The organism is Mycobacterium sp. E183, assembly GCF_001667735.1.
GTDB lineage: Bacteria > Actinomycetota > Actinomycetes > Mycobacteriales > Mycobacteriaceae > Mycobacterium.
Genome location: NZ_LZJN01000213.1, coordinates 1 through 21,128 on the forward strand (window position 1 = coordinate 1; position 21,128 = coordinate 21,128).

20 protein-coding genes are annotated in these 21,128 nt (G+C 68.3%); 7 read left to right on the forward strand and 13 right to left on the reverse strand.

Annotated features, from left to right (window positions below; genetic code table 11):
- Window positions 1–836: chloride channel protein (locus A5691_RS26175; protein ID WP_068017428.1), on the forward strand; the 836-nt coding region annotated here is incomplete at its 5' end.
- An 11-nt stretch (window positions 837–847) separates the two neighbouring features.
- Here A5691_RS26175 and A5691_RS26180 read toward each other — a convergent pair.
- Complete coding sequence (locus tag A5691_RS26180; protein ID WP_067747411.1) at window positions 848–1,690, reverse strand: MaoC/PaaZ C-terminal domain-containing protein; 843 nt, start codon at window positions 1,688–1,690, stop codon at window positions 848–850.
- A 16-nt stretch (window positions 1,691–1,706) separates the two neighbouring features.
- Window positions 1,707–3,071 (reverse strand): 3-oxoacyl-ACP reductase, encoded by a 1,365-nt coding sequence (locus tag A5691_RS26185; protein WP_067747413.1) that lies wholly within the window; start codon window positions 3,069–3,071, stop codon window positions 1,707–1,709.
- A gap of 186 nt (window positions 3,072–3,257) precedes the next feature.
- Between A5691_RS26185 and A5691_RS26190 the strand changes: the two genes are divergently transcribed.
- Window positions 3,258–4,559, forward strand: coding sequence for an acetyl-CoA C-acetyltransferase (locus A5691_RS26190; protein ID WP_197498897.1), 1,302 nt, complete (start codon window positions 3,258–3,260; stop codon window positions 4,557–4,559).
- 296 nt (window positions 4,560–4,855) lie between these two features.
- Here A5691_RS26190 and A5691_RS26195 read toward each other — a convergent pair whose 3' ends face one another.
- Window positions 4,856–6,691, reverse strand: coding sequence for an acyl-CoA dehydrogenase (locus A5691_RS26195; protein ID WP_068017431.1), 1,836 nt, complete (start codon window positions 6,689–6,691; stop codon window positions 4,856–4,858).
- Between the two features lie 202 nt (window positions 6,692–6,893).
- Here A5691_RS26195 and A5691_RS26200 point away from each other — a divergent pair, with 202 nt between their 5' ends.
- Together A5691_RS26200 and A5691_RS26205 are read left to right on the forward strand one after the other, a co-directional pair.
- A complete protein-coding gene (locus tag A5691_RS26200) occupies window positions 6,894–7,919 on the forward strand; it encodes an isopenicillin N synthase family oxygenase (RefSeq protein WP_068017433.1) in 1,026 nt (341 codons plus the stop codon).
- Window positions 7,920–7,925: 6 nt separating this feature from the next.
- Complete coding sequence (locus tag A5691_RS26205) at window positions 7,926–8,414, forward strand: flavin reductase family protein (protein WP_067749742.1); 489 nt, start codon at window positions 7,926–7,928, stop codon at window positions 8,412–8,414.
- Window positions 8,415–8,420: 6 nt separating this feature from the next.
- Here the strand turns inward: A5691_RS26205 and A5691_RS28455 are convergent, their stop codons facing one another.
- The 5 genes from A5691_RS28455 to A5691_RS26225 all read right to left on the reverse strand — a co-directional run bounded on the left by A5691_RS28455 (window position 8,421) and on the right by A5691_RS26225 (window position 12,567).
- Entirely contained in the window at window positions 8,421–8,576 is a 156-nt protein-coding gene (locus A5691_RS28455; protein WP_197498898.1) for a hypothetical protein, read from the reverse strand.
- Window positions 8,577–8,645: 69 nt separating this feature from the next.
- Window positions 8,646–9,392, reverse strand: coding sequence for a succinate dehydrogenase/fumarate reductase iron-sulfur subunit (locus tag A5691_RS26210; RefSeq protein WP_067749744.1), 747 nt, complete (start codon window positions 9,390–9,392; stop codon window positions 8,646–8,648).
- Window positions 9,392–11,308: a fumarate reductase/succinate dehydrogenase flavoprotein subunit gene (locus A5691_RS26215; RefSeq protein WP_067749746.1), complete on the reverse strand. Its 1,917-nt coding sequence runs from the start codon at window positions 11,306–11,308 to the stop codon at window positions 9,392–9,394. Before A5691_RS26215 ends, A5691_RS26210 begins: the two co-directional genes overlap by 1 nt.
- Window positions 11,309–11,354: 46 nt before the next feature.
- Complete coding sequence (locus A5691_RS26220; protein ID WP_067749748.1) at window positions 11,355–12,182, reverse strand: hypothetical protein; 828 nt, start codon at window positions 12,180–12,182, stop codon at window positions 11,355–11,357.
- An 88-nt stretch (window positions 12,183–12,270) separates the two neighbouring features.
- The gene (locus tag A5691_RS26225; RefSeq protein ID WP_067749751.1) at window positions 12,271–12,567 is read right to left on the reverse strand and encodes a hypothetical protein; all 297 of its coding nucleotides are present in this window, start codon (window positions 12,565–12,567) and stop codon (window positions 12,271–12,273) included.
- A 113-nt stretch (window positions 12,568–12,680) separates the two neighbouring features.
- Here A5691_RS26225 and A5691_RS26230 point away from each other — a divergent pair, with 113 nt between their 5' ends.
- Window positions 12,681–13,439 (forward strand): isocitrate lyase/phosphoenolpyruvate mutase family protein, encoded by a 759-nt coding sequence (locus A5691_RS26230; protein WP_067749753.1) that lies wholly within the window; start codon window positions 12,681–12,683, stop codon window positions 13,437–13,439.
- Between the two features lie 72 nt (window positions 13,440–13,511).
- Here the strand turns inward: A5691_RS26230 and A5691_RS26235 are convergent, their stop codons facing one another.
- On the reverse strand, window positions 13,512–13,952 hold the full coding sequence (locus tag A5691_RS26235) for an Hsp20 family protein (protein WP_067749755.1): 441 nt from the start codon (window positions 13,950–13,952) through the stop codon (window positions 13,512–13,514).
- A 227-nt stretch (window positions 13,953–14,179) separates the two neighbouring features.
- Between A5691_RS26235 and nirB the strand changes: the two genes are divergently transcribed.
- Window positions 14,180–16,759 carry a nitrite reductase large subunit NirB gene (nirB, locus tag A5691_RS26240; protein ID WP_082950508.1) on the forward strand — a complete coding sequence of 860 codons (2,580 nt, stop codon included), beginning with the start codon at window positions 14,180–14,182 and terminating at the stop codon, window positions 16,757–16,759.
- On the forward strand, window positions 16,756–17,112 hold the full coding sequence (gene nirD / locus A5691_RS26245) for a nitrite reductase small subunit NirD (RefSeq protein ID WP_067749760.1): 357 nt from the start codon (window positions 16,756–16,758) through the stop codon (window positions 17,110–17,112). The genes nirB and nirD overlap by 4 nt, the downstream gene beginning before the upstream one ends.
- On the opposite strand, the gene A5691_RS26250 is transcribed toward nirD, so the two are convergent.
- From A5691_RS26250 to A5691_RS26265, 4 genes are all read right to left on the reverse strand, one after another.
- Window positions 17,109–17,561 (reverse strand): hypothetical protein, encoded by a 453-nt coding sequence (locus tag A5691_RS26250; protein WP_067749762.1) that lies wholly within the window; start codon window positions 17,559–17,561, stop codon window positions 17,109–17,111. The genes nirD and A5691_RS26250 overlap by 4 nt on opposite strands.
- 83 nt (window positions 17,562–17,644) lie before the next feature.
- Window positions 17,645–18,424, reverse strand: coding sequence for a sirohydrochlorin chelatase (locus A5691_RS26255; RefSeq protein ID WP_068017438.1), 780 nt, complete (start codon window positions 18,422–18,424; stop codon window positions 17,645–17,647).
- Window positions 18,415–19,566 carry a uroporphyrinogen-III synthase gene (locus A5691_RS26260; RefSeq protein WP_068017441.1) on the reverse strand — a complete coding sequence of 384 codons (1,152 nt, stop codon included), beginning with the start codon at window positions 19,564–19,566 and terminating at the stop codon, window positions 18,415–18,417. Before A5691_RS26260 ends, A5691_RS26255 begins: the two co-directional genes overlap by 10 nt.
- A gap of 77 nt (window positions 19,567–19,643) precedes the next feature.
- On the reverse strand, window positions 19,644–21,038 hold the full coding sequence (locus A5691_RS26265; protein WP_068017444.1) for an MFS transporter: 1,395 nt from the start codon (window positions 21,036–21,038) through the stop codon (window positions 19,644–19,646).
- Window positions 21,039–21,128 lie beyond the last annotated feature (90 nt).

Consider the following 21,128-nt stretch of genomic DNA (forward strand, 5'->3'; position numbering starts at 1 on the left):
CCTGGCTCAGGCGGCTGTCGCCGCGCGACCGCGAGGTGCTGCTGGCCTGCGCGGCCGGCGCCGGGCTGGGCGCGGTCTACGCCGTTCCGCTGGCGGGTGCGCTGTTCTCGGTGCGGATCCTGCTCAACACCTGGCAGCCGCGGGCGGTGGGCGCGGCGTTCATCTCCTCCAGCCTGGCGGTCGCCGTCGGTTCGGCCATCACCCGCGACGAACCGAACCTGCAGTGGCCGATCGGAGAGTCCACCTACCTGCTGACCGCGCACGGGCTGCTGCTGGCGCCGGTCGCGCTCGCGGTGGGGCTGGCGTTCAACCGGTTGATGGCGGCGGCCCGGCCGGCCAAGCCGATGCGGAACTGGGTGCTGGTCCCCGCGCTCGCGGCCGCCGGGCTGGTGATGGGCATCTGCTCGCACTGGTGGCCCGAACTGCCCGGCAACGGCCGAAGCATCCTGACGGTCAGCCTGGCCAGCGGCATGACGCTGTTGTCGGCGCTCGCGATCCTCGCGTTGAAACCCCTGCTGACCGCGCTGTTCCTGCGCGCCGGCGGGGCCGGCGGGATGCTGACGCCGTCACTGGCCACCGGCGCGGCCGCGGGGGCTGCGCTGGTGCTCGCGATCAACTGGGCGGTCGGGACGCACTTGCACGTGCCGGCGGTATCGCTGGCCGGCGCCGCCGGTGTGCTCGCGGTGACGCAGGGCTCACCGATCTGGGCGGCGATCTTCGTCTGGGAGCTCGCCCGCCCGCCGCTGTGGCTGTTTCTTCTGTTTCTGCTGACCGCGACCGGGGCGCACGGGCTGAAAGTCCTTGCCAACGGCCGCGGCCCGACGCATTCGGGCTAGAACCGCTGGAACTAGAGCGCCCGGACCGTCCCGGTCAGGTGCGGATAGCCCTTGGCGATGTTGCGCAGCGAGATGTCCCAGCCGTCATGGGTTTCGTCGATGTAGAGCCCCGCGGTGGCCGGCAGTACCAGCGGCTTGCCGAACCGCACGGAATACTTCACCGCGTCCGGCAGCCGCGCTTCGACGTTAGCCAATACTGCTGCGGCGCTGAACATTCCGTGCGCAATGACGGTGGGGAAGCCGAACAGCTTGGCCGCGATCGGGTTGGTGTGGATCGGGTTGTGGTCGCCACTGACCGCGGCATAGCGCCGGATCAGGCTGGGGCTGACGCGCACGACGGTGCTGGGCGGCGGCAGCTTGGGCTGTTTCTGCGGCGCCGGCTTGGGCTCGTCGGACAGGCTGGTGCGCTGCTGGTGCAGGAAGGTCGTCACCTGATGCCACGCGGTGTCGTTGCCGACGTTCACGTCGGTCACCAGGTCGACCAGCAGGCCCTTGCGGTGCTCGCGCAGGTTCTCCGCGTGCACCTGCACACCGACGGTGTCGGTGACCGCGATCGGCCGGTACTGCGTGATGTGGTTCTCCATGTGCACCGAACCCATTGCGGCGAAAGGAAAGTCGAACCCGGTCACCAGCGACATCATCGTGGGGAACGTCAACGCGAACGGATAGGTCAGCGGCACGTCGTTGCCGTAGCGCAGGCCGGTGACCGCCGCGTACTCGGCCACGTTCGCCTGGTCGATGGGCAATTCCTCGATGGTCACCGTGCGCGTGGGCAGCTGATTGCCACGGGACACCAGCGGCAGCGCACCGGCCGCCGCGCGCAGCATGTTCTTCAGGCCGCTTGGCTGATTCATCGCGATCTCCTCAGGCCTATGCGCCCAGCATGGCCTGGCCGCAGACGCGGATGACGTTGCCCGTCACCGCATTCGAGGCCGGACTGGCGAAGTAGGCGATGGCCTCGGCGACGTCGACGGGCTGGCCACCCTGCAGCAGCGAATTCATCCGCCGGCCTACCTCGCGGGTGGCCAGCGGGATGGCGGCCGTCATCTGGGTCTCGATGAAACCCGGCGCGACGGCGTTGATCGTGATGCCCTTGGCGTACAGCTCCGGCGCCAGCGCCTGGGTGAGACCGATCATCCCGGCCTTGGTGGTGGCGTAGTTGGTCTGCCCGCGGTTGCCGGCGATGCCGGCCATCGAGGACAGCCCGACGATCCGGCCCCCTTCGCCGATGGTGCCGTTGCCCACCAGTCCTTCGGTAATCCGAAGCGGCGCAAGGAGATTGACGGCCAGCACCGCGTCCCAGCGGGCGTCGTCCATGTTGGCAAGCAACTTGTCGCGGGTGATGCCGGCGTTGTTGACCAGCACGTCGGCGTGCCCGTCGTGGTGCTCTTGCAGGTGCTCGGTGATCTTGTCCACGGCGTCGTCCGCGGTGACGTCGAGCCACAGCGCGGTGCCCCCGACCCGGCTGGCCGTCTCGGCCAGCGCCTCGGCGGCCGATTCGACGTCGATGGCGACGACGCGGGCGCCGTCGCGGGCGAACACCTCCGCGATCGTCGCGCCGATCCCGCGGGCCGCGCCGGTCACGATGGCCACCTTGCCGTCCAGCGGCCGCTCCCAGTCGGCCGGCGGGGTGGAGTCGGCCTCGCCGACGTAGAACACCTGGCCGTCGACGTAGGCCGACTTGGCCGACAGGATGAACCGCATGGTCGATTCCAGGCCCGTCGCAGCCGGTTTGGCGTCGGGCGACACATACACCAGCGCCACCGTGGTGCCGTTGCGCAGCTCCTTGCCCAGCGAGCGCGTGAACCCCTCCAACGCGCGCTGCGCGATCCGCTCGTGCGGGCTGGCGGCGGCGTCGGGCGTGGTGCCGACCACCGCGACCCGCGCGGAGTGGCCCAGGTTGCGCAGCAGCGGCGTGAAGAACTCGTACAGCCCCCGAAGGCCCTCCGGCGTGGTGATCCCGGTGGCGTCGAACACCAGGCCGCCGAACTGGTCGGCCCAGCGTCCGCCGAGATTGTTGCCGACCAGGTCGTAGTCCTTGTCCAGGGCGGCGCGCAGCGGCTCGACGATCCGCCCCTCACCGCCGATCAGCAGCGCGCCGGCCAGGGGCGGATCACCGGGCCGGTAGCGGCGCAGCGTCTCGGGCTGCGGAACCCCGAGCTGCTTGGCGAGAAACGATCCAGGACCGGAATTGACAACCTGAGAGAACAGATCGGACGAGACCTTGGGAGCCACCGGAGCTACCTTCCATGAGCGTGCGAAGTCGGGGTGTGCCTACAGCACAACCGTATCGGGGACGAACTTACTTCAGAGTAAGAACAGTGGGTAGTATGGCCCCAGACGGGCATACCAAAACCGACAGACGGCAGATACACGGAGAAGACAGTGGCCCCTGCAAGTTCCGAGGCAAGCAACCAGCGCATTTCGCAGCGGCGACCCGTCGCCGTGCTGGGCGGCAACCGCATCCCGTTCGCCCGGTCCGACGGCGCGTATGCCGAGGCGTCCAACCAGGACATGTTCACCGCCGCCCTGGGCGGGCTGGTGGACCGCTTCGGCCTGGCCGGCGAGCGGCTGGGCGTGGTGGTCGGCGGCGCCGTGCTCAAGCACAGCCGTGACTTCAACCTCACCCGCGAGTGCGTGCTGGGCTCCGAGCTGTCGTCGTACACGCCGGCGTTCGACCTGCAGCAGGCGTGCGGGACCGGGCTGCAGGCGGCCATCGCCGCGGCCGACGGCATCGCGTCCGGCCGTTACGACGTCGCCGCCGCCGGCGGGGTGGACACCACCTCGGACCCGCCGATCGCCCTGGGTGACAACCTGCGCCGCACGCTGCTCAAGTTGCGCCGGTCCAAGTCCAACGTCCAGCGGCTGAGGCTGGTGGGCACGCTGCCCGCCAACCTGGGCATCCAGATCCCTGTCAACAGCGAGCCGCGCACCGGGCTGTCCATGGGCGAGCACCAGGCGATCACCGCCAAGCAGATGGGCATCAAGCGCGTCGACCAGGACGAGCTGGCCGCGGCCAGCCACCGCAACATGGCCGCCGCCTACGATCGCGGCTTTTTCGACGACCTCGTCACCCCGTTCCTCGGGCTGTACCGCGACGACAACCTGCGTCCGGACTCGTCGGCGGAGAAGCTGGCGAAGCTCAAGCCGGTGTTCGGCGTGAAGTCAGGCGACGCGACGATGACGGCCGGCAACTCCACCCCGCTGACCGACGGTGCCTCGGTCGCGCTGCTGGCCTCCGAGGAGTGGGCGGCCGCCCACTCGCTGACGCCGCTCGCCTTCCTGGTGGACGCGGAAACGGCGGCCGTGGACTACGTCAACGGCCGCGACGGCCTGCTGATGGCGCCCACCTACGCGGTGCCGCGGCTGCTGGCCCGCAACGGCCTGAGCCTGCAGGACTTCGACTTCTACGAGATCCACGAGGCGTTCGCCTCGGTGGTGCTGGCGCACCTGCAGGCGTGGGAGTCGGAGGACTACTGCAAGGAGCGGCTGGGCCTCGACGCCGCGCTCGGCTCGATCGACCGGTCCAAGCTCAACGTGAACGGCTCGTCGTTGGCGGCCGGGCACCCCTTCGCCGCCACCGGCGGGCGGATCCTGGCCCAGGCGGCCAAGCAGCTCGCCCAGAAGAAGGCGGAGCAGAAGGGTGCGGCCAAGCCGCTGCGTGCGCTGGTGTCCATCTGCGCCGCCGGCGGCCAGGGCGTGGCCGCGATCCTCGAGGCCTGAGCGCCCCGCCGGGTGGGCGGTTCCATGAAATCGGTCACAGCGGGTTAGTAACTCCGGCGGCTGGGTAACCGTATGCGCGGATGACCCCGTGTTGTGGTCTGACCCCCCGACCCCGACGGCAATACGGGGCATCCCTGAAACGGCCGCCGGTCGGCGTGGACGGGCGTACGAGAAGGGCCGCCGCTGGAGTGAGGGGATCCAGCGGCGGCCTTTTTGTATGCCCGTCTGTGCCCGATTGACCGCGCCCAATCAAAAGCCCCGCTCCCATTTCGGAAGCGGGGCTTTTGATCTGCCTGTCAGAAGGCGGCTTCGTCGAGCTCCATGATGTCGTTGTCCAGCGTCTCGATCACCTCGCGGGTGCTGGCCAGCAGCGGCAGGAAGTTCTTCGCGAAGAACGAGGCCACCGCGACCTTGCCCTCGTAGAAGGACCGCTCGTCGCCGCTGGCGCCGGCGTCCAGCGCCTGCACGGCCACCGCGGCCTGCTGCTGCAGCAACCAGCCGATGACGAGGTCGCCGACGCTCATCAGGAAGCGCACCGATCCCAGGCCCACCTTGTAGAGGCTGGTCACGTCCTCCTGCGCCGCCATCAGGTAGCCGGTCAGCGTGGCCGCCATCGCCTGGACGTCGGCCAGGGCCTTCGCCAGCAGCTCGCGCTCGGACTTCAGCCGGCCGTTGCCGGACTCGCTGTCCACGAACTTCTGGATCTCACCCGACACGTGGGCCAGCGCCACACCCTTGTCGCGGACGATCTTGCGGAAGAAGAAGTCCTGCGCCTGGATGGCCGTGGTGCCCTCGTAGAGGGAGTCGATCTTGGCGTCCCTGATGTACTGCTCGATCGGGTAGTCCTGCAGGAAGCCGGATCCACCGAAGGTCTGCAGGCTCTCGGTCAGCTTGGCGTAGGCCTGCTCGGAACCGACACCCTTGACCACCGGCAGCATCAGGTCGTTGACCTTCACGGCCAGCTCGGCGTCGACGCCGTGCACCGCCTCGGCGACCGCCGCGTCCTGGTAGGTCGCGGTGTAGAGGTACAGCGCACGCAGACCCTCGGCGTAGGCCTTTTGGGTCATCAGCGACCGGCGTACGTCGGGGTGGTGCGTGATGGTCACCCGCGGGGCGGTCTTGTCCGTCATCTGGGTGATGTCGGCGCCCTGCACGCGCGACTTGGCGTACTCGAGCGCGTTCAGGTAGCCCGTCGACAGGGTGGCGATGGCCTTGGTGCCGACCATCATGCGGGCCTGCTCGATGACCTCGAACATCTGCGCGATGCCGTTGTGCACCTCGCCGACCAGCCAGCCCTTGGCGGGCACGTCGTGCTGGCCGAAGGACAGCTCACAGGTGGCCGAAACCTTCAGGCCCATCTTGTGCTCGACGTTGGTCACGAAGACGCCGTTGCGCTCGCCCAGCTCGCCGGTCTCGAAATCGAACAGGAACTTGGGCACGAAGAACAGCGACAGGCCCTTGGTGCCCGGACCCGCGCCCTCGGGACGCGCCAGCACCAGGTGGAAGATGTTCTCGAACAGGTCGCCGGAGTCGGCCGAGGTGATGAACCGCTTCACGCCCTCGATGTGCCACGAGCCGTCGTCCTGCTTGATCGCCTTGGTGCGGCCCGCACCGACGTCGGAACCGGCGTCCGGCTCGGTCAGCACCATGGTGGAACCCCATCCGCGCTCGGCGCAGATCACGGCCCACTTCTTCTGCTCCTCGGTACCGAGGTGGTAGAGGATGTTGGCGAACCCGGCGCCGCCGCCGTACATCCAGACGGCGGGGTTGGCGCCGAGCAGATGCTCGTGCAGCGCCCACACCAGGGCCCGGGGCATCGGCATCCCGCCCAGAACCTCGTCGATGCCGACCTTGTCCCAACCGGCCTCGGTGACGGCGCGCACCGACTTCTTGAAGGACTCCGGCAGCGTCACCGAGTGGGTCTTCGGGTCGAAGACCGGCGGGTTGCGGTCACCCTCGACGAACGACTCGGCGATGGGCCCCTCGGCCAGCCGGCTGATCTCTGACAACATCTCGCGCGCGGTGTCGACGTCCAGATCGCTGTAGTCGCCGGCGCCCAAAGCCTTTTCAACGCCCAGGACCTCGAACAGGTTGAAGACCTGGTCACGGACGTTGCTCTTGTAGTGGCTCACTACGGTTCCTCCTCGTTGAGAATGCCACCTTGTGGTTGGGTACTACTTCTAAGTTACCCACCAGTAACACCGCTAAAATATCGCTCTCGGACAGTTCAACGCAAGTCAATGTGAGCTAAATTTCATCGTCTAATTAACCAACCGGTTGGGAAGCCCGCGCGGTAGGCCTGACCTGCGGCGATAACGAAACGGATCTCAAACTATGGGATGCATCACCTCCCTGCCCGTAGTGGATCTGCGCACGTCGGCGGCCGAATTGCGGCGGGGGTTGCGCGAGGCCGCGCACGAGGTGGGCTTCTTCTACCTGACCGGCCACGGTGTGCCCGGCGAGCTCTCCCGCAGGCTGCTGGAGGCGGCACGCAGGCTGTTCGAGCTCTCCGACGCCGAGAAGGACGCAGTCGCCATGGTCCGTAGCCCGCATTTCCGCGGCTATACCCAGCTGGGTGGCGAGCTGACCCGCGGCCGGGTGGACTGGCGAGAGCAGATCGACATCGGGCCGGAACGCGCCCCGGTCGGCGGCCCCGGCAGGCCCGACTACCTGTGGTTGCAGGGGCCCAACCAGTGGCCGGCGTCATTGCCCGAGCTGCCCGGCATCATCGCCGACTGGGACGCCGCGCTGTCCGGGGTGGCCCGCACCCTGCTCCGGCACTGGGCGGCCTCCCTGGGCAGTCCGCCGGGCGTGTTCGAGCCGGCCTTCGCCGAGACGCCCGCCACCCTGATCAAGATCGTGCGCTATCCGCGAAGCGCGGCCTCGCCGCAGGGCGTGGGCCCGCACAAGGACTCCGGAGTGCTGACGCTGTTGCTGGCCGAGCCGGGCAGCAGCGGTCTGCAGGTCCGCCGGCCCGGCGCCCGGGAGTGGATCGACGTGCCGCCCACCGACGGCGCATTCGTCGTCAACATCGGTGAGCTGCTCGAGGTGGCGACCGGGGGCTACCTGCGGGCCACCGAGCACCGGGTGACCCTGGACGGGCAGCGGGCGGATCGCATCTCGGTGCCGTACTTCTTCAACCCGCGCCTGGACGCGCAGATCCCCGTGTTGACGCTGCCCCCGGAACTGCGGGCGCGCGCCGGCCGCGTGGCCGACCCGGCGGATCCCATCTTCTCCGTCTACGGCCGCAACGCTTGGAAGAGCCGGTTGCGCGCGCACCCCGATGTGGCTTCAGCGCACGGGTATTCGGCAGGTAGGGTCGGGGACGAGAATCCCGTTCTCGGCTCAAGGGGCGAATGAATTCCGGTGAACTCGCACACGAACCTGACACCGTCCACACTTCGCGAGGCCTTCGGCCACTTCCCCTCGGGGGTGGTGGCCATCGCCGCCGAAGTCCAGGGCACCCGGGAGGGCCTGGCGGCCAGTACCTTTGTGCCCGTCTCACTGGACCCGCCGCTCGTGTCGTTCTGCGTGCAGAACACGTCGACGACGTGGCCCAAGCTCAAAGACCTGCCCATGCTGGGCATCAGCGTGCTCGGCGAGGCCCATGACGAGGCCGCGCGAACGCTGGCCGCCAAGACCGGCGACCGGTTCGCCGGCCTGGAGACGGAATCGCGGGAGAGCGGCGCGGTGTTCATCAAGGGCACCGGCCTGTGGCTGGAGAGCGCGATCGAACAGCTGATCCCGGCCGGGGATCACACCATCGTGGTGCTCCGGGTCAACGAAGTCACCATCGACGCCGACGTCGCGCCGATCGTGTTCCATCGCAGCGTGTTTCGGCGCCTCGGCGCCTGAACACCGCTACGGGCGGCGGCCGAGCTCCGCCCGGAAGCCCGCTATCCGCTGCTCGATCTCGGCGGCGTCGTCGTCCCGGCCTTCCTTGTGCGCAAGGTCGGCGCGGGCCGAGAGCTCCCGGATCGCCGTTCGAATTTCATTGACGCTGGTGGTTTCTCGCATATCTCCCACGCTGCCTTCAGGTTGGGTTGCTATGCGGGTACCCGGCGCCTCGGACGGGCTAACGCCCGGTCAGCGCCGGAACAGCTTGTTGCCCAGCCACACCACCGGGTCGTATTTGCGGTCGGCGACCCGCTCTTTCATCGGGATCAGCGCGTTGTCGGTGATCTTGATGTTCTCGGGGCAGACCTCGGTGCAGCACTTGGTGATGTTGCAGTAGCCGAGGCCGTGTTGCTCCTGCGCCTGGTTGCGCCGGTCCATCGTGTCCAGCGGATGCATCTCGAGTTCGGCGATCCGCATCAGGAAGCGCGGTCCGGCGAACGCCTTCTTGTTCTCCTCGTGGTCGCGGACCACGTGGCACACGTTCTGGCACAGGAAGCACTCGATGCACTTACGGAATTCCTGCGAGCGCTGCACGTCCTCCTGGGCCATCCGGTACTCGCCGGGCTGCAGATCCTTCGGCGGCGCGAAGGCGGGGATCTCGCGGGCCTTCTCGTAGTTGAAGGAGACGTCGGTGACCAGGTCGCGGATCACCGGGAACGTCCGCAGCGGCGTCACCGTCACCACCTCGTCCTCGGCGAATGTCGACATCCGGGTCATGCACAGCAACCGCGGGACGCCGTTGATCTCCGCCGAGCAGGAACCGCACTTGCCCGCCTTGCAGTTCCACCGCACCGCGAGGTCGGGCGTCTGGGTCTGTTGCAGGCGATGGATGATGTCGAGCACCACCTCGCCCTCGTTGACCTCCACCGTGAAGTCCTGCAGCGCGCCGTCGGCATCGTCACCGCGCCACACACGCATGGTCGCGTTGTAGGTCATTAGCCTCTCCGTCCTGGATGCTCGGCCAGCTCATCGTCGGTGTAGTACTTCTCCAGCTCGGAGATCTCGAAGAGCTCCAGCAGATCGGATCGCATCGGCACCTGATCCTTGCGGGTGATGCTGATGTCCGGGATCACCTCGTCGCCGCCGGCGGCCTGGCAGACCAGCAGCACCTTGCGCCACGACGAATCCATCGACGGATGGTCGTCGCGGGTGTGGCCGCCGCGGCTTTCGGTGCGCTCCAGCGCCGCCTTGGCGACGCACTCGCTGACCAGCAGCATGTTGCGCAGGTCGATGGCCAGGTTCCAGCCCGGGTTGTACCGCCGTCCGCCGTCCACGTGCAGGTTCTTGAACCGCTCGCGCAGATTGTCGAGCCGGGCCAGCGCCTCGGACACCTCGTCCGCCTTGCGGATGATGCCGACCAGGTCGTTCATCGACTGCTGCAGCTCGAGCTGCAGCGTGTAGGGGTTCTCCGCCGGGGCGCCGTTGGGCGGTGCCTCGAAGGGGGACAGCGCCCGCTGCGCCGCGGTCTCGACGGCCTCGGCCGAGATCGTCGGACGGCTGCTCAGCGCCCGCACGTAGTCGGCCGCGCCCAGGCCGGCGCGCCGGCCGAAGACCAGCAGGTCCGAAAGCGAGTTGCCGCCCAGGCGGTTGGAGCCGTGCATGCCGCCGGAGCACTCGCCCGCGGCGAACAGGCCCGGCACGGTGGCCGCGCCGGTGTCGGCGTCGACCTCGACGCCGCCCATCACGTAGTGGCAGGTGGGCCCGACTTCCATCGGCTCCTTGGTGATGTCGACGCCGGCCAGCTCCTTGAACTGGTGGTACATCGACGGCAGGCGCCGCTTGATCTCCTCGGGCGTCAGCCGGGACGCGATGTCGAGGAACACGCCGCCGTGCGGGCTGCCGCGGCCGGCCTTGACCTCCGAGTTGATCGCGCGCGCGACCTCATCGCGGGGCAGCAGGTCGGGAGTGCGGCGGGCCGAGTCGTTGTCCTTGAGCCACTGGTCGGCCTCTTGTTCGGTCTCGGCGTACTGGCCCTTGAACACCGGTGGGATGTAGTCGAACATGAACCGCTTGTTGTCGGAGTTCTTCAGCACCCCGCCGTCACCGCGGACGCCCTCGGTGACGAGGATCCCCTTCACGCTGGGCGGCCACACCATGCCCGTCGGGTGGAACTGGACGAACTCCATGTTGATCAGCGACGCACCCGCCCGCAGCGCCAGCGCGTGCCCGTCGCCGGTGTACTCCCACGAGTTCGAGGTGACCTTGAACGACTTGCCGATGCCGCCGGTGGCGAGCACCACCGCGGGCGCCTCGAACAGGACGAACTGACCCGTCTCGCGCCAGTAGCCGAACGCGCCGGCGATCGCGTCACCGTCCTTGACCAGTTCGGTGATGGTGCACTCGGCGAACACCTTGATCCGCGCCTCGTAGTCGCCGAGCTCGGCGAAATCCTCCTGCTGCAGCGAGACGATCTTCTGCTGCATGGTCCGGATCAGCTCCAGGCCGGTGCGGTCACCGACGTGCGCCAGGCGCGGGTAGGTGTGCCCGCCGAAGTTGCGCTGGCTGATCTTGCCGTCCTTGAGGCGATCGAACAGCGCCCCATAGGTTTCCAGCTCCCAGACGCGGTCCGGCGCCTCCTTGGCGTGCAGCTCGGCCATCCGCCAGTTGTTGAGGAACTTCCCACCGCGCATCGTGTCGCCGAAGTGGGTCTTCCAGTTGTCCTTGGGGTTGGTGTTGCCCATCGACGCCGCGCACCCGCCCTCGGCCATCACCGTGTGGGCCTTGCCGAACAGCGACTTGCACACCACCGCGACCTTGAGGCCGCGTTCCCGCGCCTCGATGACCGCGCGCAGCCCCGCGCCGCCGGCGCCGATGACGACTACGTCGTAGCCATGCCGCTCGACCTCAACCATGAAAACCCTCGCTAGCTAAGTCCGGAATTGTTGTTCGAATGGCTTCTCAGCCAACAAATCTCAGGTCAGGGATGGTGTTGCTGGCCACCAGCGCGATGTAGAAGTCGGTGAGCATCAGGGTGCCCAGCGTGACCCAGGCGTACAGCTTGTGCCGGGTGTTGATCTTGCTGACCTGGGTCCAGATCCAGTACCGCACAGGGTGCTTGGAGAAGTGCTTGAGCCGCCCGCCGGTGACGTGCCGGCAGGAATGGCAGGACAGCGTGTAGACCCACAGCATGATGACGTTGCCCACCATGATCAGGTTGCCGAGGCCGAACCCGAAGCCGTGCGGGCCCGAGTCGGAGTGGAAACCGATGATCGCGTCGTAGGTGTTGATCACCGAGATGATGCCCGCGATGTAGAAGAAGTACCGGTGGCTGTTCTGGACGATCAGGGGGAACCTGGTCTCGCCGGTGTAGTGGACACGCGGCTCGGCCACCGCGCAGGCGCTGGGGGACTGCCACACCGTCCGGTAGTAGGCGCCGCGGTAGTAATAGCAGGTGAGCCGGAACAGCAGCAGGAACGGCAGGGTCAGCGCCGCGTACGGCAACCACCACACGTCGGGCAAGATCTGGGGCCAGAAGTCGCCGGCCTCGCCGCAGGCCTTGCTCACGCAGGGTGAGTAGAACGGCGTCAGGTAGTGGTACTTGGGGACGAAGAAGTAATCCTGCTGGAACGCGCGCGCGGTCGCGTAGATGAGGAAGGCGGCGAAGCCCAAGTCGATCCGCAGCGGCGACATCCACCACCGGTCGGTGCGTAGGGTGCGTTGCGGGATGCGGGCGCGCGCGGGTGAAAAGACACCTGACGCAGGACGGTTCGCCGTGGGTGCGCTCATCTAGTGTTCCTCTTCGAACGGGCTGTTGGTCGAAGGGTACACAGAGAGCACCCCCTCATTTCCGGGGGGCTTGGGTTGTCCGCGGTTGTCAGGACCTGCTGTGACCCCCGACACCCTCGTCGTCGACATCGCGCCAGAAGTCGCTGTCGTACTGGGTGTCGGGAATGACGATCTTCTCGCCGGACTGCTGCACGGTGGCGCGCGCCAAGTCCAATTCGGACACGTCGGTGTCGAGCAGTTCGACGTCGGAGAGGATCCGGTCGGCATCGATCACGATCCGCCGCATCGCCGGGCTGTCGCCGTATCGACTCTTCAACGAGCCCACGCACCTCCGCAGGCCGCCGATCAGGTCGTGAAGTTCGGCGAGTTCAGTCGTGGTGCTCAACGGATCTCCTCGGGCAGACGGTGTTACGGATCACAGTACGCTTCCGAATACTATCCACCGCACAGCCTTGATGTCAGACGGAACACTTCGGGCGATCGAGGAGCAAACACCTCATGAGCGGTCAAACCGTCGCCGAGCGGGCCACGGCGCTGCTCGCTCTGCATCGGCCCGGCGACCCGGTGATCCTGCCGACCGTGTGGGACGCGTGGTCGGCCCGCCTCGCAGTCGACGCGGGTTTCGCCGCCCTGACGGTGGGCAGCCACCCACTGGCGGACTCGATCGGCAAACCGGACGGGGAGGGCATGTCGTTCGACGACGTGCTGACGCGCGTCTCCCAGATCACCGACGCGGTCGACGCCCCGGTGTCGGTCGACGTCGAATCCGGCTACGGGCTCGCCGCCGAGCGCCTGATCGACGGCCTGCTGGGCGTCGGCGCGGTCGGCCTCAACATCGAGGACACCGTGCACTCCGAGGGCAAGCGGCTGCGGTCCGCCGGCGAGCACGCCGAACTGGTGGGGGCGTTGCGGTCGGCCGCCGACGCGGCCGGGGTGCACGTCGTGATCAACGCCCGCACGGACCTGTTCCTGCGCCAGGACGGTGACGCGTCGGACCGGGTCGACAGGGCCGTCGCGCGGCTGACCCAGGCGGCGGACGCGGGCGCCGACGTGTTGTACCCGGTCGGTCGCCACGACCCGGATACCTTGCGCCGCTTGGCCGCAGAGCTGCCGCTGCCGGTCAACGCGATCGCGCTGCCCGACCAGGACGACCCGTCGACGTTCGGGCCGCTGGGCGTGGCGCGAATCAGCTTCGGCCCGTTCTTTCAGGCCGCGCTGGGCGGCCGGGCGAAGGAACTGCTGGCCCGCTGGGGCTGATCCGCGCCGAACACGCTGTGGCGCAAGCGAATCCGGCGGGGCCACTGACCCCGCCGGCTCGTTGCCTACTTTTTACTTGGTGATCTCGATGCGCTGCGCCTGGCTGCCGGCGTAGGCGCCGGTGACCCGCACGGTGAGGACCCCGGCGTCGTAGGAAGCCGTGATCGCGTCTCCCGTGACGTGGGCGGGCAGGGCGAAGGACCGGCGGAAGGAGCCGTACCGGACCTCGCGCAGGGTGCGCCCGTCCTTCTCCTCCGAGTGCTCATCCCGGCGTTCGCCGTGGATGACGAGGCGGCCGCGGTCCACCTCCACGTTGACGTCCTTCTCGACGTCAACGCCGGGGAGTTCGACCCGTACGATCGCGTCCTCGCCGTCCTTGACGATCTCCGCGGCGGGGTTGAAACCGCTGGTCACCGGCTTGTACCAATCCGATGCGGCGGCGGGGCCGAAGAAGTCGCGCAACCACCGGTCGGTGTTCCAGGCTGGCCGCGACCACAATGCGACGTTACTCATGGCGATCTCCTTGTGCTTCCTTGAGCTTTGTTGTGGGTTTGCTGTGTCCGGCGCCCTTCTGGCCGGCTACAAGAGGAAACATGAGTCGACCACGCTAAAGTTCCACCTAGGCGTTCGCCGTGGGCGAACGAATATTCACAAGGCCCCCTGTGAGTTGTGAGATCCTCGTCATAGGACCGTCACATTGAGCGAAATCGCGGTAATTTCCGGCCGCTAATCTCAAAGCCATGGCTGCAGACGGGATTTCGCGCGCGCACTGTGCGGGCCGTCACATTGTCGTAGTCGGGCACGGCATGGTGGGGCACCGGCTGGTCGAGGCGCTCCGCGCGCGCGACACCGAAGGATTGTGGCGTATCACGGTTTTCGCCGAGGAGGCGGACGCGGCTTACGACCGCGTCGGGCTGACCTCGTACACCGAAAGCTGGGACCGCAAGCTGCTGGCGCTGCCGGGCAACGACTACGCGGGTGACGAACAGGTTCGATTGGTACTGAATGCTCGCGTTACCAAAATCGACCGCGACGCGAAGGCGGTGGTGACGGCCGACGGGCAGCGGCACGGCTACGACACGCTGGTGCTGGCCACCGGGTCGTATGCTTTCGTCCCGCCGGTGCCGGGCCACGACCTGCCGGCGTGCCACGTATACCGCACGCTGGACGACCTCGACGCCATCCGGGCCGACGCCCAGCGGACGGTAGACGCCGGTCGCGCCCCCGCGGGCGTGGTGATCGGCGGCGGCCTGCTGGGTCTGGAAGCCGCTAATGCGCTGCGCCAGTTCGGTTTGCAGACGCACGTCGTCGAGATGATGCCGCGGTTGATGGCCCAGCAGATCGACGAGGGCGGCGGCGCCTTGCTGGCCAAGATGATCGGTGAGCTGGGCATCGCGGTCCATGTGGGCACCGGTACCGAATCGATCGAGGCGATCGACCACTCGGACGGGGTGTCGTCGGTGCGGGTGCGCCTGACCGACGGCGAGGTCATCGACGCCGGGCTGGTCATCTTCGCGGCCGGCATCCGGCCGCGCGACGAACTGGCCAGGGCGGCGGGCTTGGAGCTTGCCGAACGCGGCGGTGTGCTCACCGACTTGGCATGCCGCACAAGCGATCCGGACATCTACGCGGTCGGCGAGGTCGCCGCGATCCAGGGTCGCTGTTACGGCCTGGTGGGTCCCGGCTACACCTCCGCCGAGGTGGTGGCCGATCGCCTGCTGGACGGTGCCGCCGAGTTCGGCGAGGCCGACCTGTCGACCAAGCTCAAGCTGCTCGGCGTCGACGTCGCAAGCTTCGGCGACGCGATGGGGGTCACCGAGAACTGCCTCGAGGTCGCGATCAACGACGCGGTCAAGCGGACCTACGCCAAGCTGGTGTTGTCCGACGACGCGAAGACCCTGCTCGGCGGGGTCCTGGTGGGCGACGCCTCGGCGTACGGGGTGCTGCGGCCGATGGTCGGCAGCGAGTTGCCCGGCGATCCGCTCGCACTGATCGCGCCGGTATCCGGCGAGGCGCCGGCGCTCGGGGTCGGCGCGCTGCCGGATTCCGCGCAGATCTGCTCGTGCAACAACGTCACCAAGGGCGACCTGAAGTGCGCGATCGCCGACGGCTGCGCCGACGTGCCGTCGCTGAAGTCGTGCACCGCGGCCGGCACCTCGTGTGGGTCATGCGTGCCGCTGCTCAAGCAGCTGCTGGAAGCCGAGGGCGTGGAACAGTCCAAGGCGCTGTGCGAGCACTTCAGCCAGTCGCGGGCCGAGCTCTTCGAGATCATCTCGGCCACCGAGATCCGCACCTTTTCCGGCCTGCTGGAGCGCTTCGGACGCGGAAAGGGTTGCGACATCTGCAAACCCGTGGTCGCGTCCATCCTGGCGTCCACCGGCTCGGACCACATCCTCGAGGGTGAGCAGGCCTCGCTGCAGGATTCGAACGACCACTTCCTGGCCAACATCCAGAAGAATGGCAGCTACTCGGTGGTGCCGCGGGTTCCCGGTGGCGACATCAAGCCCGAGCATCTGATCCTGATCGGCCAGATCGCCCAGGACTTCGGGCTCTACACCAAGATCACCGGCGGCCAGCGGATCGACATGTTCGGCGCCCGGGTGGACCAGTTGCCGGAGATCTGGCGCCGGCTGGTCGATGGTGGCATGGAGTCCGGCCACGCCTACGGCAAGGCGCTGCGCACGGTGAAGAGCTGCGTCGGCACCGACTGGTGCCGCTACGGCCAGCAGGATTCGGTGCAGTTGGCCATCGACCTGGAGCTGCGGTACCGGGGTCTGCGGGCGCCGCACAAGATCAAGATGGGCGTCTCGGGCTGCGCGCGGGAGTGTGCCGAGGCGCGCTCCAAGGACGTCGGCGTCATCGCCACCGAAAAGGGCTGGAACCTCTACGTCGGCGGCAACGGCGGGATGACGCCCAAGCACGCCCAGCTGCTGGCCAGCGACCTGGACACCGAGACGCTGGTCCGCTACGTCGACCGGTTCGTCATGTACTACATCCGGACCGCCGACCGGCTGCAGCGCACGGCGCCCTGGGTCGATTCGCTCGAGGGCGGGCTCGACCACGTCCGCGAGGTCGTGTGCGAGGACTCGCTGGGGCTGGCCGGGGAATTCGAGGCCGCGATGGAGCGGCACGTGGAGAACTACAAGTGTGAATGGAAGGGCGTGCTCGACGACCCGGACAAGCTGTCGCACTTCGTCTCGTTCGTCAACGCCCCGGACGTCGTCGACTCGACGGTGGAATTCACCGAACACGCCGGTCGCAAAATCCCTGTGTCCATTGGGATGCCGAAGATCCGTACGGGAGCTGGAGAACAATCATGACACTTCTCAACGACATTCAGGTATGGACCACGGCCTGCGAGTACGACCGCCTGATCCCGGGTCGTGGGGTCGGCGTGCTGCTCGACGACGGCTCCCAGGCCGCGTTGTTCCGGCTGGACGATGGCGAGGTGTACGCCGTGGGCAACGTGGACCCGTTCTCCGGCGCGGCGGTGCTCTCGCGTGGAATCGTCGGGGACCGCGGCGGCCGCGTGGCGGTGCAATCGCCGATCCTCAAACAGGCCTTCTCGCTGGAAGACGGTACCTGCCTGGATGATCCGAACTATTCGGTGCCGGTGTACCCGGCGCGCGTCACCGCCGACGGCTTCGTCCAGGTCGGTCGGATCGCCGCCTAGCGGGTAATGTCGCCGACGAGGTAGCGCTGCATCGTCGGGCCGATGGCGTCGACGATCGCGTCGACCGACATCGAGTGCAGCGGCTCGGAGCGGATGCCGTAGCGCATGATGCCGAGGCCCACGAGCTGCGAGGCGCACAGCGATGCCCGGGTGGCGGCCTTATCGGCCCCAAGCAGTTTCAGCAGGGGTCCGAAAACCGGGCCGACGAACATGCTTTGCACGGTCTCGGCGGTCTTGGCCATGCCGGTGGACGCTATCGCGCTGGCGGCGAAGGGGCCGCCGCCCGCCGCATCCCACGTGGTGATCAGCATGCGCAACGTTTGCCGGCCCACCTGGTTGACCCCGCCGGTGACGATTTTGTCGATGAATTCCGGTGTGCCGAAGGGCAACCGCAGCATCTTGGCGACCGGGTCAAGGAGCCCTCGCGACGGCTCTTCGCGACGGGGCATGGTGCCAGGATCGCCGGTATCGGACCAAAGATCAAGCGTCGCCGGTCGTCGGCGCGCCCGTGGCCGAAGCGGTCAGGCCATTCTCAGGCTGCGGAATTCGGCCACATGACCCGGTCGTGAACCAAGCGCTGCGCGCCGGATCGGCGCGACGCGTGCCGGGCGGTGCGGGCGAGGGCCGGTGGCATGGCCCGGCGGAAGCGATTGGCGATCAGGCGGGCGAGGCCGGGATGGGTGCCCAGCGGCTGGCTGACCAGGTCGGCGCCGCAGGCGTGCAGCCGTTCCTGGAAGAGGCCGTCGGCCAGCAGGTACGAGGCGACCACGACGCGCGCATCGCTGCTGCGCGCCCGGCGCCGCGCCTCGTCCACCGCCTCGGGCAGCCGCGGATCCCCCGTCGACGCAAACGCCAGGCTCACCCGTGCCCCGGTCAGCGCCGACACCAGCGTCGCGGTGGTGTGCAGGTCGGCGCGCGCGCGGGTGTCCGATGTGCCCGCCGCCGCAAGGATCACCGAATCGCCTGGGCGCCAACCACATTTGACCAGTTGATCGCCGACGATTCGGGCGACTTGACCGCTGGGGCCCAGTGCCGGTGTGACCACGGCGTTCGGGTGCCCACTGAGCTCGACGTGGGCCGGTAGGTCCGCGCGGACATGATAACCGCGGGACAAGAACGCGGGCAGCACGATGGCGGGCCGGCCCGTGGCCCGCGCCCGCGACAGCACCTCGCTGGGGGTGGGCCCCAACACGTCGACGAACGCGACCTCCACGGGCCGCCCGATCAGCGAACTTGCTTGCGCGGCAAGGCCTTCGACCATGGCCACGCCCTCGGGCCTGCGGGTGCCGTGCGCAACCAGGATCAGTGCCATGCGGAGTCAGCCCGTTGTTCGGTGGCGAGCCGGTAGCCGCGCTTGACCACCGTCGCGATGATGTTCTTGTCGCCCAAAGCCGTTCGCAGCCGCAGCACTGCGGTGTCGACTGCGTGCGGGTCGTTGCTGTTGCCCGGCAGCGCGCGCAACAGGTCGGCCCGCGGGACGACGTCGCCGGGGCGTTTCGCCAGCGCCCGCAATATCCCCATGCCGGAGGGCGAGAGCACCTTGATCGCGCCGTCCACCAGCACGCAGGTGCCGCGGATGTCGACCGTGTGGCCGGCCGCCCGCACGGTGCACGAACCCAGCAGCGGGAGTTCCTCGGCGACATGACGGGCCAAGGCGCCCAATCGCATTCGCTCCGGCGATGACGTCGGCACGCCCTTTCGGATCAACGGTTTGGAGGTCACCGGGCCGACGCACATCGCGTGCACGTCGGTGCGCAGGGCCCCCAGCAGTTGGTCTTCGACGTCTAGCTCGCGGCCGCGCTCCAGCACGGCCGCGGCCGCGGGCGCCGACGTGAAGGTGACCGCGTCGAACTGCCGGCCCGCGATCCCCATCACGAGCTGATCGAACGTGCCGCCCAACGGTGTTGGCTTCCACCGGTACACCCGGACGGGCACGACGTCGGCCCCCGCCAGCCGCAGGCCGCCCAGAAACTCCGGGAAGGGATCCCACGCATCGGCGGCGCCGTGCAGTTGGACCGCCACCCGCGCCCCCGATACCCCCGACTTCTGCAGGTATTCCAGCACTTCCTGCGAGGATTCGGAATCCGGTGACCATTCCTCGTGCAGGCCCGCGGCGCGCAGCGCCCCGGTGGCCTTCGGGCCGCGCGAGACGATCCGCGCGTTCGACAAAGCGTCGAGCAGCGGGCTGACCAACCCCCAGCCTTCGGCCGCGGCCAGCCAGCCGCGGAACCCGATGCCGGTGTGCGCGACCAAGATGTCGGGCGGCTCGGCGATCAACGCCTCGGTGTTTCTGTGCAGTTCGTCATCGTCGGGCAGGGCGATCATGTTGATCGCCGGCGCGCTGCACACCTCGGCGCCTTGGCGGCTGAGCAGCGCGCATAGCTCCTCGGAACGCCGACTCGAGGTCACCGCGATGCGGTAACCCGTCAGCGGCGGGGAGTCGGGCTGGCCCATATTTCCTGTGTATGCCTGTCAGATTTCCGTTGCGTTACCCGGCAATTGCTTGCGCATTGCCCACAATGAGGCTGCGCTCACACGCGGGCCAGCGCGGCTGCCGTCTCACTGCCCGCGTCGACGGGCAGCGCCGGACGGCGCGCGTACACCAGCCAGGTGACGAGTCCGGCCAACACGTAGGAACCGAGGAACGCCCAATACGCGGACGTCTCCGTCCCGGTGGCGAGGTAGGACTGGCGCAGCGCGAGGTTGATGCCCACGCCGCCGAGCGCGCCGACCGCCGAGCAGACGCCGATCAGCGATCCCGCCCTGGCGCGCGCCCAGTGCCTGCGCTCCGCCTCACCCATCGCGAGCTCCCGGCTGCGCGCCTCGTAGACCGACGGGATGAGCTTGAACACCGAGCCGTTGCCCATCCCGGACAGGACGAACAGCACCATGAACCCGGCGACGTAGCCGACCATGCTGGTCGAGCGACCCCCGCCGTTGTGGTCGTCGAACGTGCTGATGACGACGAGCAATCCGGCGGCCAGGGTCATGCCGGCGAGCACACCGAGCGTGACCCGGCTGCCGCCCTTGCGGTCGGCCAACCGGCCGCCGTAGATCCGGGCCAGCGAGCCCAGCAGCGGCCCTATGAAGGCCACCTGCGCGGCGTGCAGCGCCGCGTGTTTGGCCGTTTCGCCGTTGGCCAGAAAGTTGACCTGCATCACCTGGCCGAAGGCGAACGCGAACCCGATCCAGGAACCGAAGGTGCAGATGTAGAGGAGCGAGATCACGTAGGTGTCGCGCTCGAAAAGGATCGAGCGCATCGTGTTGAGCTCGGTGCCGTGGCCGACGTTGTCCATCAGGAGCGCCGCCGCGACCCCGACCGCCGCGAGCATCACCAGGTAGACCGCGCACACCCAGTACGGCGCCTCGTGTCCCGCCGTGGCGAGCACCAACAGCCCGACGAGCTGGATCACCGCCACCCCGAGGTTGCCGACGCCGGCGTTGACGGCCAGCGCCGACCCTTTGAGCCGCTGCGGGTAGAAGGCGTTGACGTTGGCGAGCGAGGCCGCGTAGTTGCCGCCGCCCAGCCCGGTCAGCGCGGCGCACACCACGAACGGCCACAGCGGCAGGCCCGGATTGGCCAACAACACGATCGTGCCTGCCGTCGGGATCAGCAGCACGAACGCCGAGAAGGCGGTCCAGTTGCGGCCGCCGAAGGCGGCGATGCCCAGCGTGTAGGGGATCCGGGCCAGGCCGCCGACCAGGGTTGCGACGGCGCCGAGCAGCAGCTTGTCACCGGCGGAGAAGCCGTAGACGTGCTCGGGCATGAACAGCGCCATGACGGGCCACAGCGTCCAGATCGAGAAGGCGACGTGATCGCCTGCGACGGTGCACAACAGGTTGCGGCGGGCGATCTTGGCGTTGCCGGCCTCCCAGGCAGCCGTGTCTTCCGGATTCCAGTCCGCGATGCGGTGATTGCGGGCCATCCGATTCTCACCTTTCGTCAACGATGAATCCGACTGTGCGCGTTGGGTTGACGGGGCGCCGCCGGCGCTCATGGTGCCGCGCAACCTGGC

What these genes read in the sequence shown, in the direction of transcription:
- A5691_RS26180 (WP_067747411.1), bottom strand. Translation starts at nt 1,690, where the DNA reads ATGAATCAGCCAAGCGGCCTGAAGAACATGCTGCGCGCGGCGGCCGGT.
- A5691_RS26200 (WP_068017433.1), top strand. Translation starts at nt 6,894, where the DNA reads ATGGGATGCATCACCTCCCTGCCCGTAGTGGATCTGCGCACGTCGGCG.
- A5691_RS28455 (WP_197498898.1), bottom strand. Translation starts at nt 8,576, where the DNA reads ATGCGAGAAACCACCAGCGTCAATGAAATTCGAACGGCGATCCGGGAG.
- A5691_RS26210 (WP_067749744.1), bottom strand. Translation starts at nt 9,392, where the DNA reads ATGACCTACAACGCGACCATGCGTGTGTGGCGCGGTGACGATGCCGAC.
- A5691_RS26215 (WP_067749746.1), bottom strand. Translation starts at nt 11,308, where the DNA reads ATGGTTGAGGTCGAGCGGCATGGCTACGACGTAGTCGTCATCGGCGCC.
- A5691_RS26220 (WP_067749748.1), bottom strand. Translation starts at nt 12,182, where the DNA reads ATGAGCGCACCCACGGCGAACCGTCCTGCGTCAGGTGTCTTTTCACCC.
- A5691_RS26230 (WP_067749753.1), top strand. Translation starts at nt 12,681, where the DNA reads ATGAGCGGTCAAACCGTCGCCGAGCGGGCCACGGCGCTGCTCGCTCTG.
- A5691_RS26235 (WP_067749755.1), bottom strand. Translation starts at nt 13,952, where the DNA reads ATGAGTAACGTCGCATTGTGGTCGCGGCCAGCCTGGAACACCGACCGG.
- nirB (WP_082950508.1), top strand. Translation starts at nt 14,180, where the DNA reads ATGGCTGCAGACGGGATTTCGCGCGCGCACTGTGCGGGCCGTCACATT.
- nirD (WP_067749760.1), top strand. Translation starts at nt 16,756, where the DNA reads ATGACACTTCTCAACGACATTCAGGTATGGACCACGGCCTGCGAGTAC.
- A5691_RS26250 (WP_067749762.1), bottom strand. Translation starts at nt 17,561, where the DNA reads ATGCCCCGTCGCGAAGAGCCGTCGCGAGGGCTCCTTGACCCGGTCGCC.
- A5691_RS26255 (WP_068017438.1), bottom strand. Translation starts at nt 18,424, where the DNA reads ATGGCACTGATCCTGGTTGCGCACGGCACCCGCAGGCCCGAGGGCGTG.
- A5691_RS26260 (WP_068017441.1), bottom strand. Translation starts at nt 19,566, where the DNA reads ATGGGCCAGCCCGACTCCCCGCCGCTGACGGGTTACCGCATCGCGGTG.
- A5691_RS26265 (WP_068017444.1), bottom strand. Translation starts at nt 21,038, where the DNA reads ATGGCCCGCAATCACCGCATCGCGGACTGGAATCCGGAAGACACGGCT.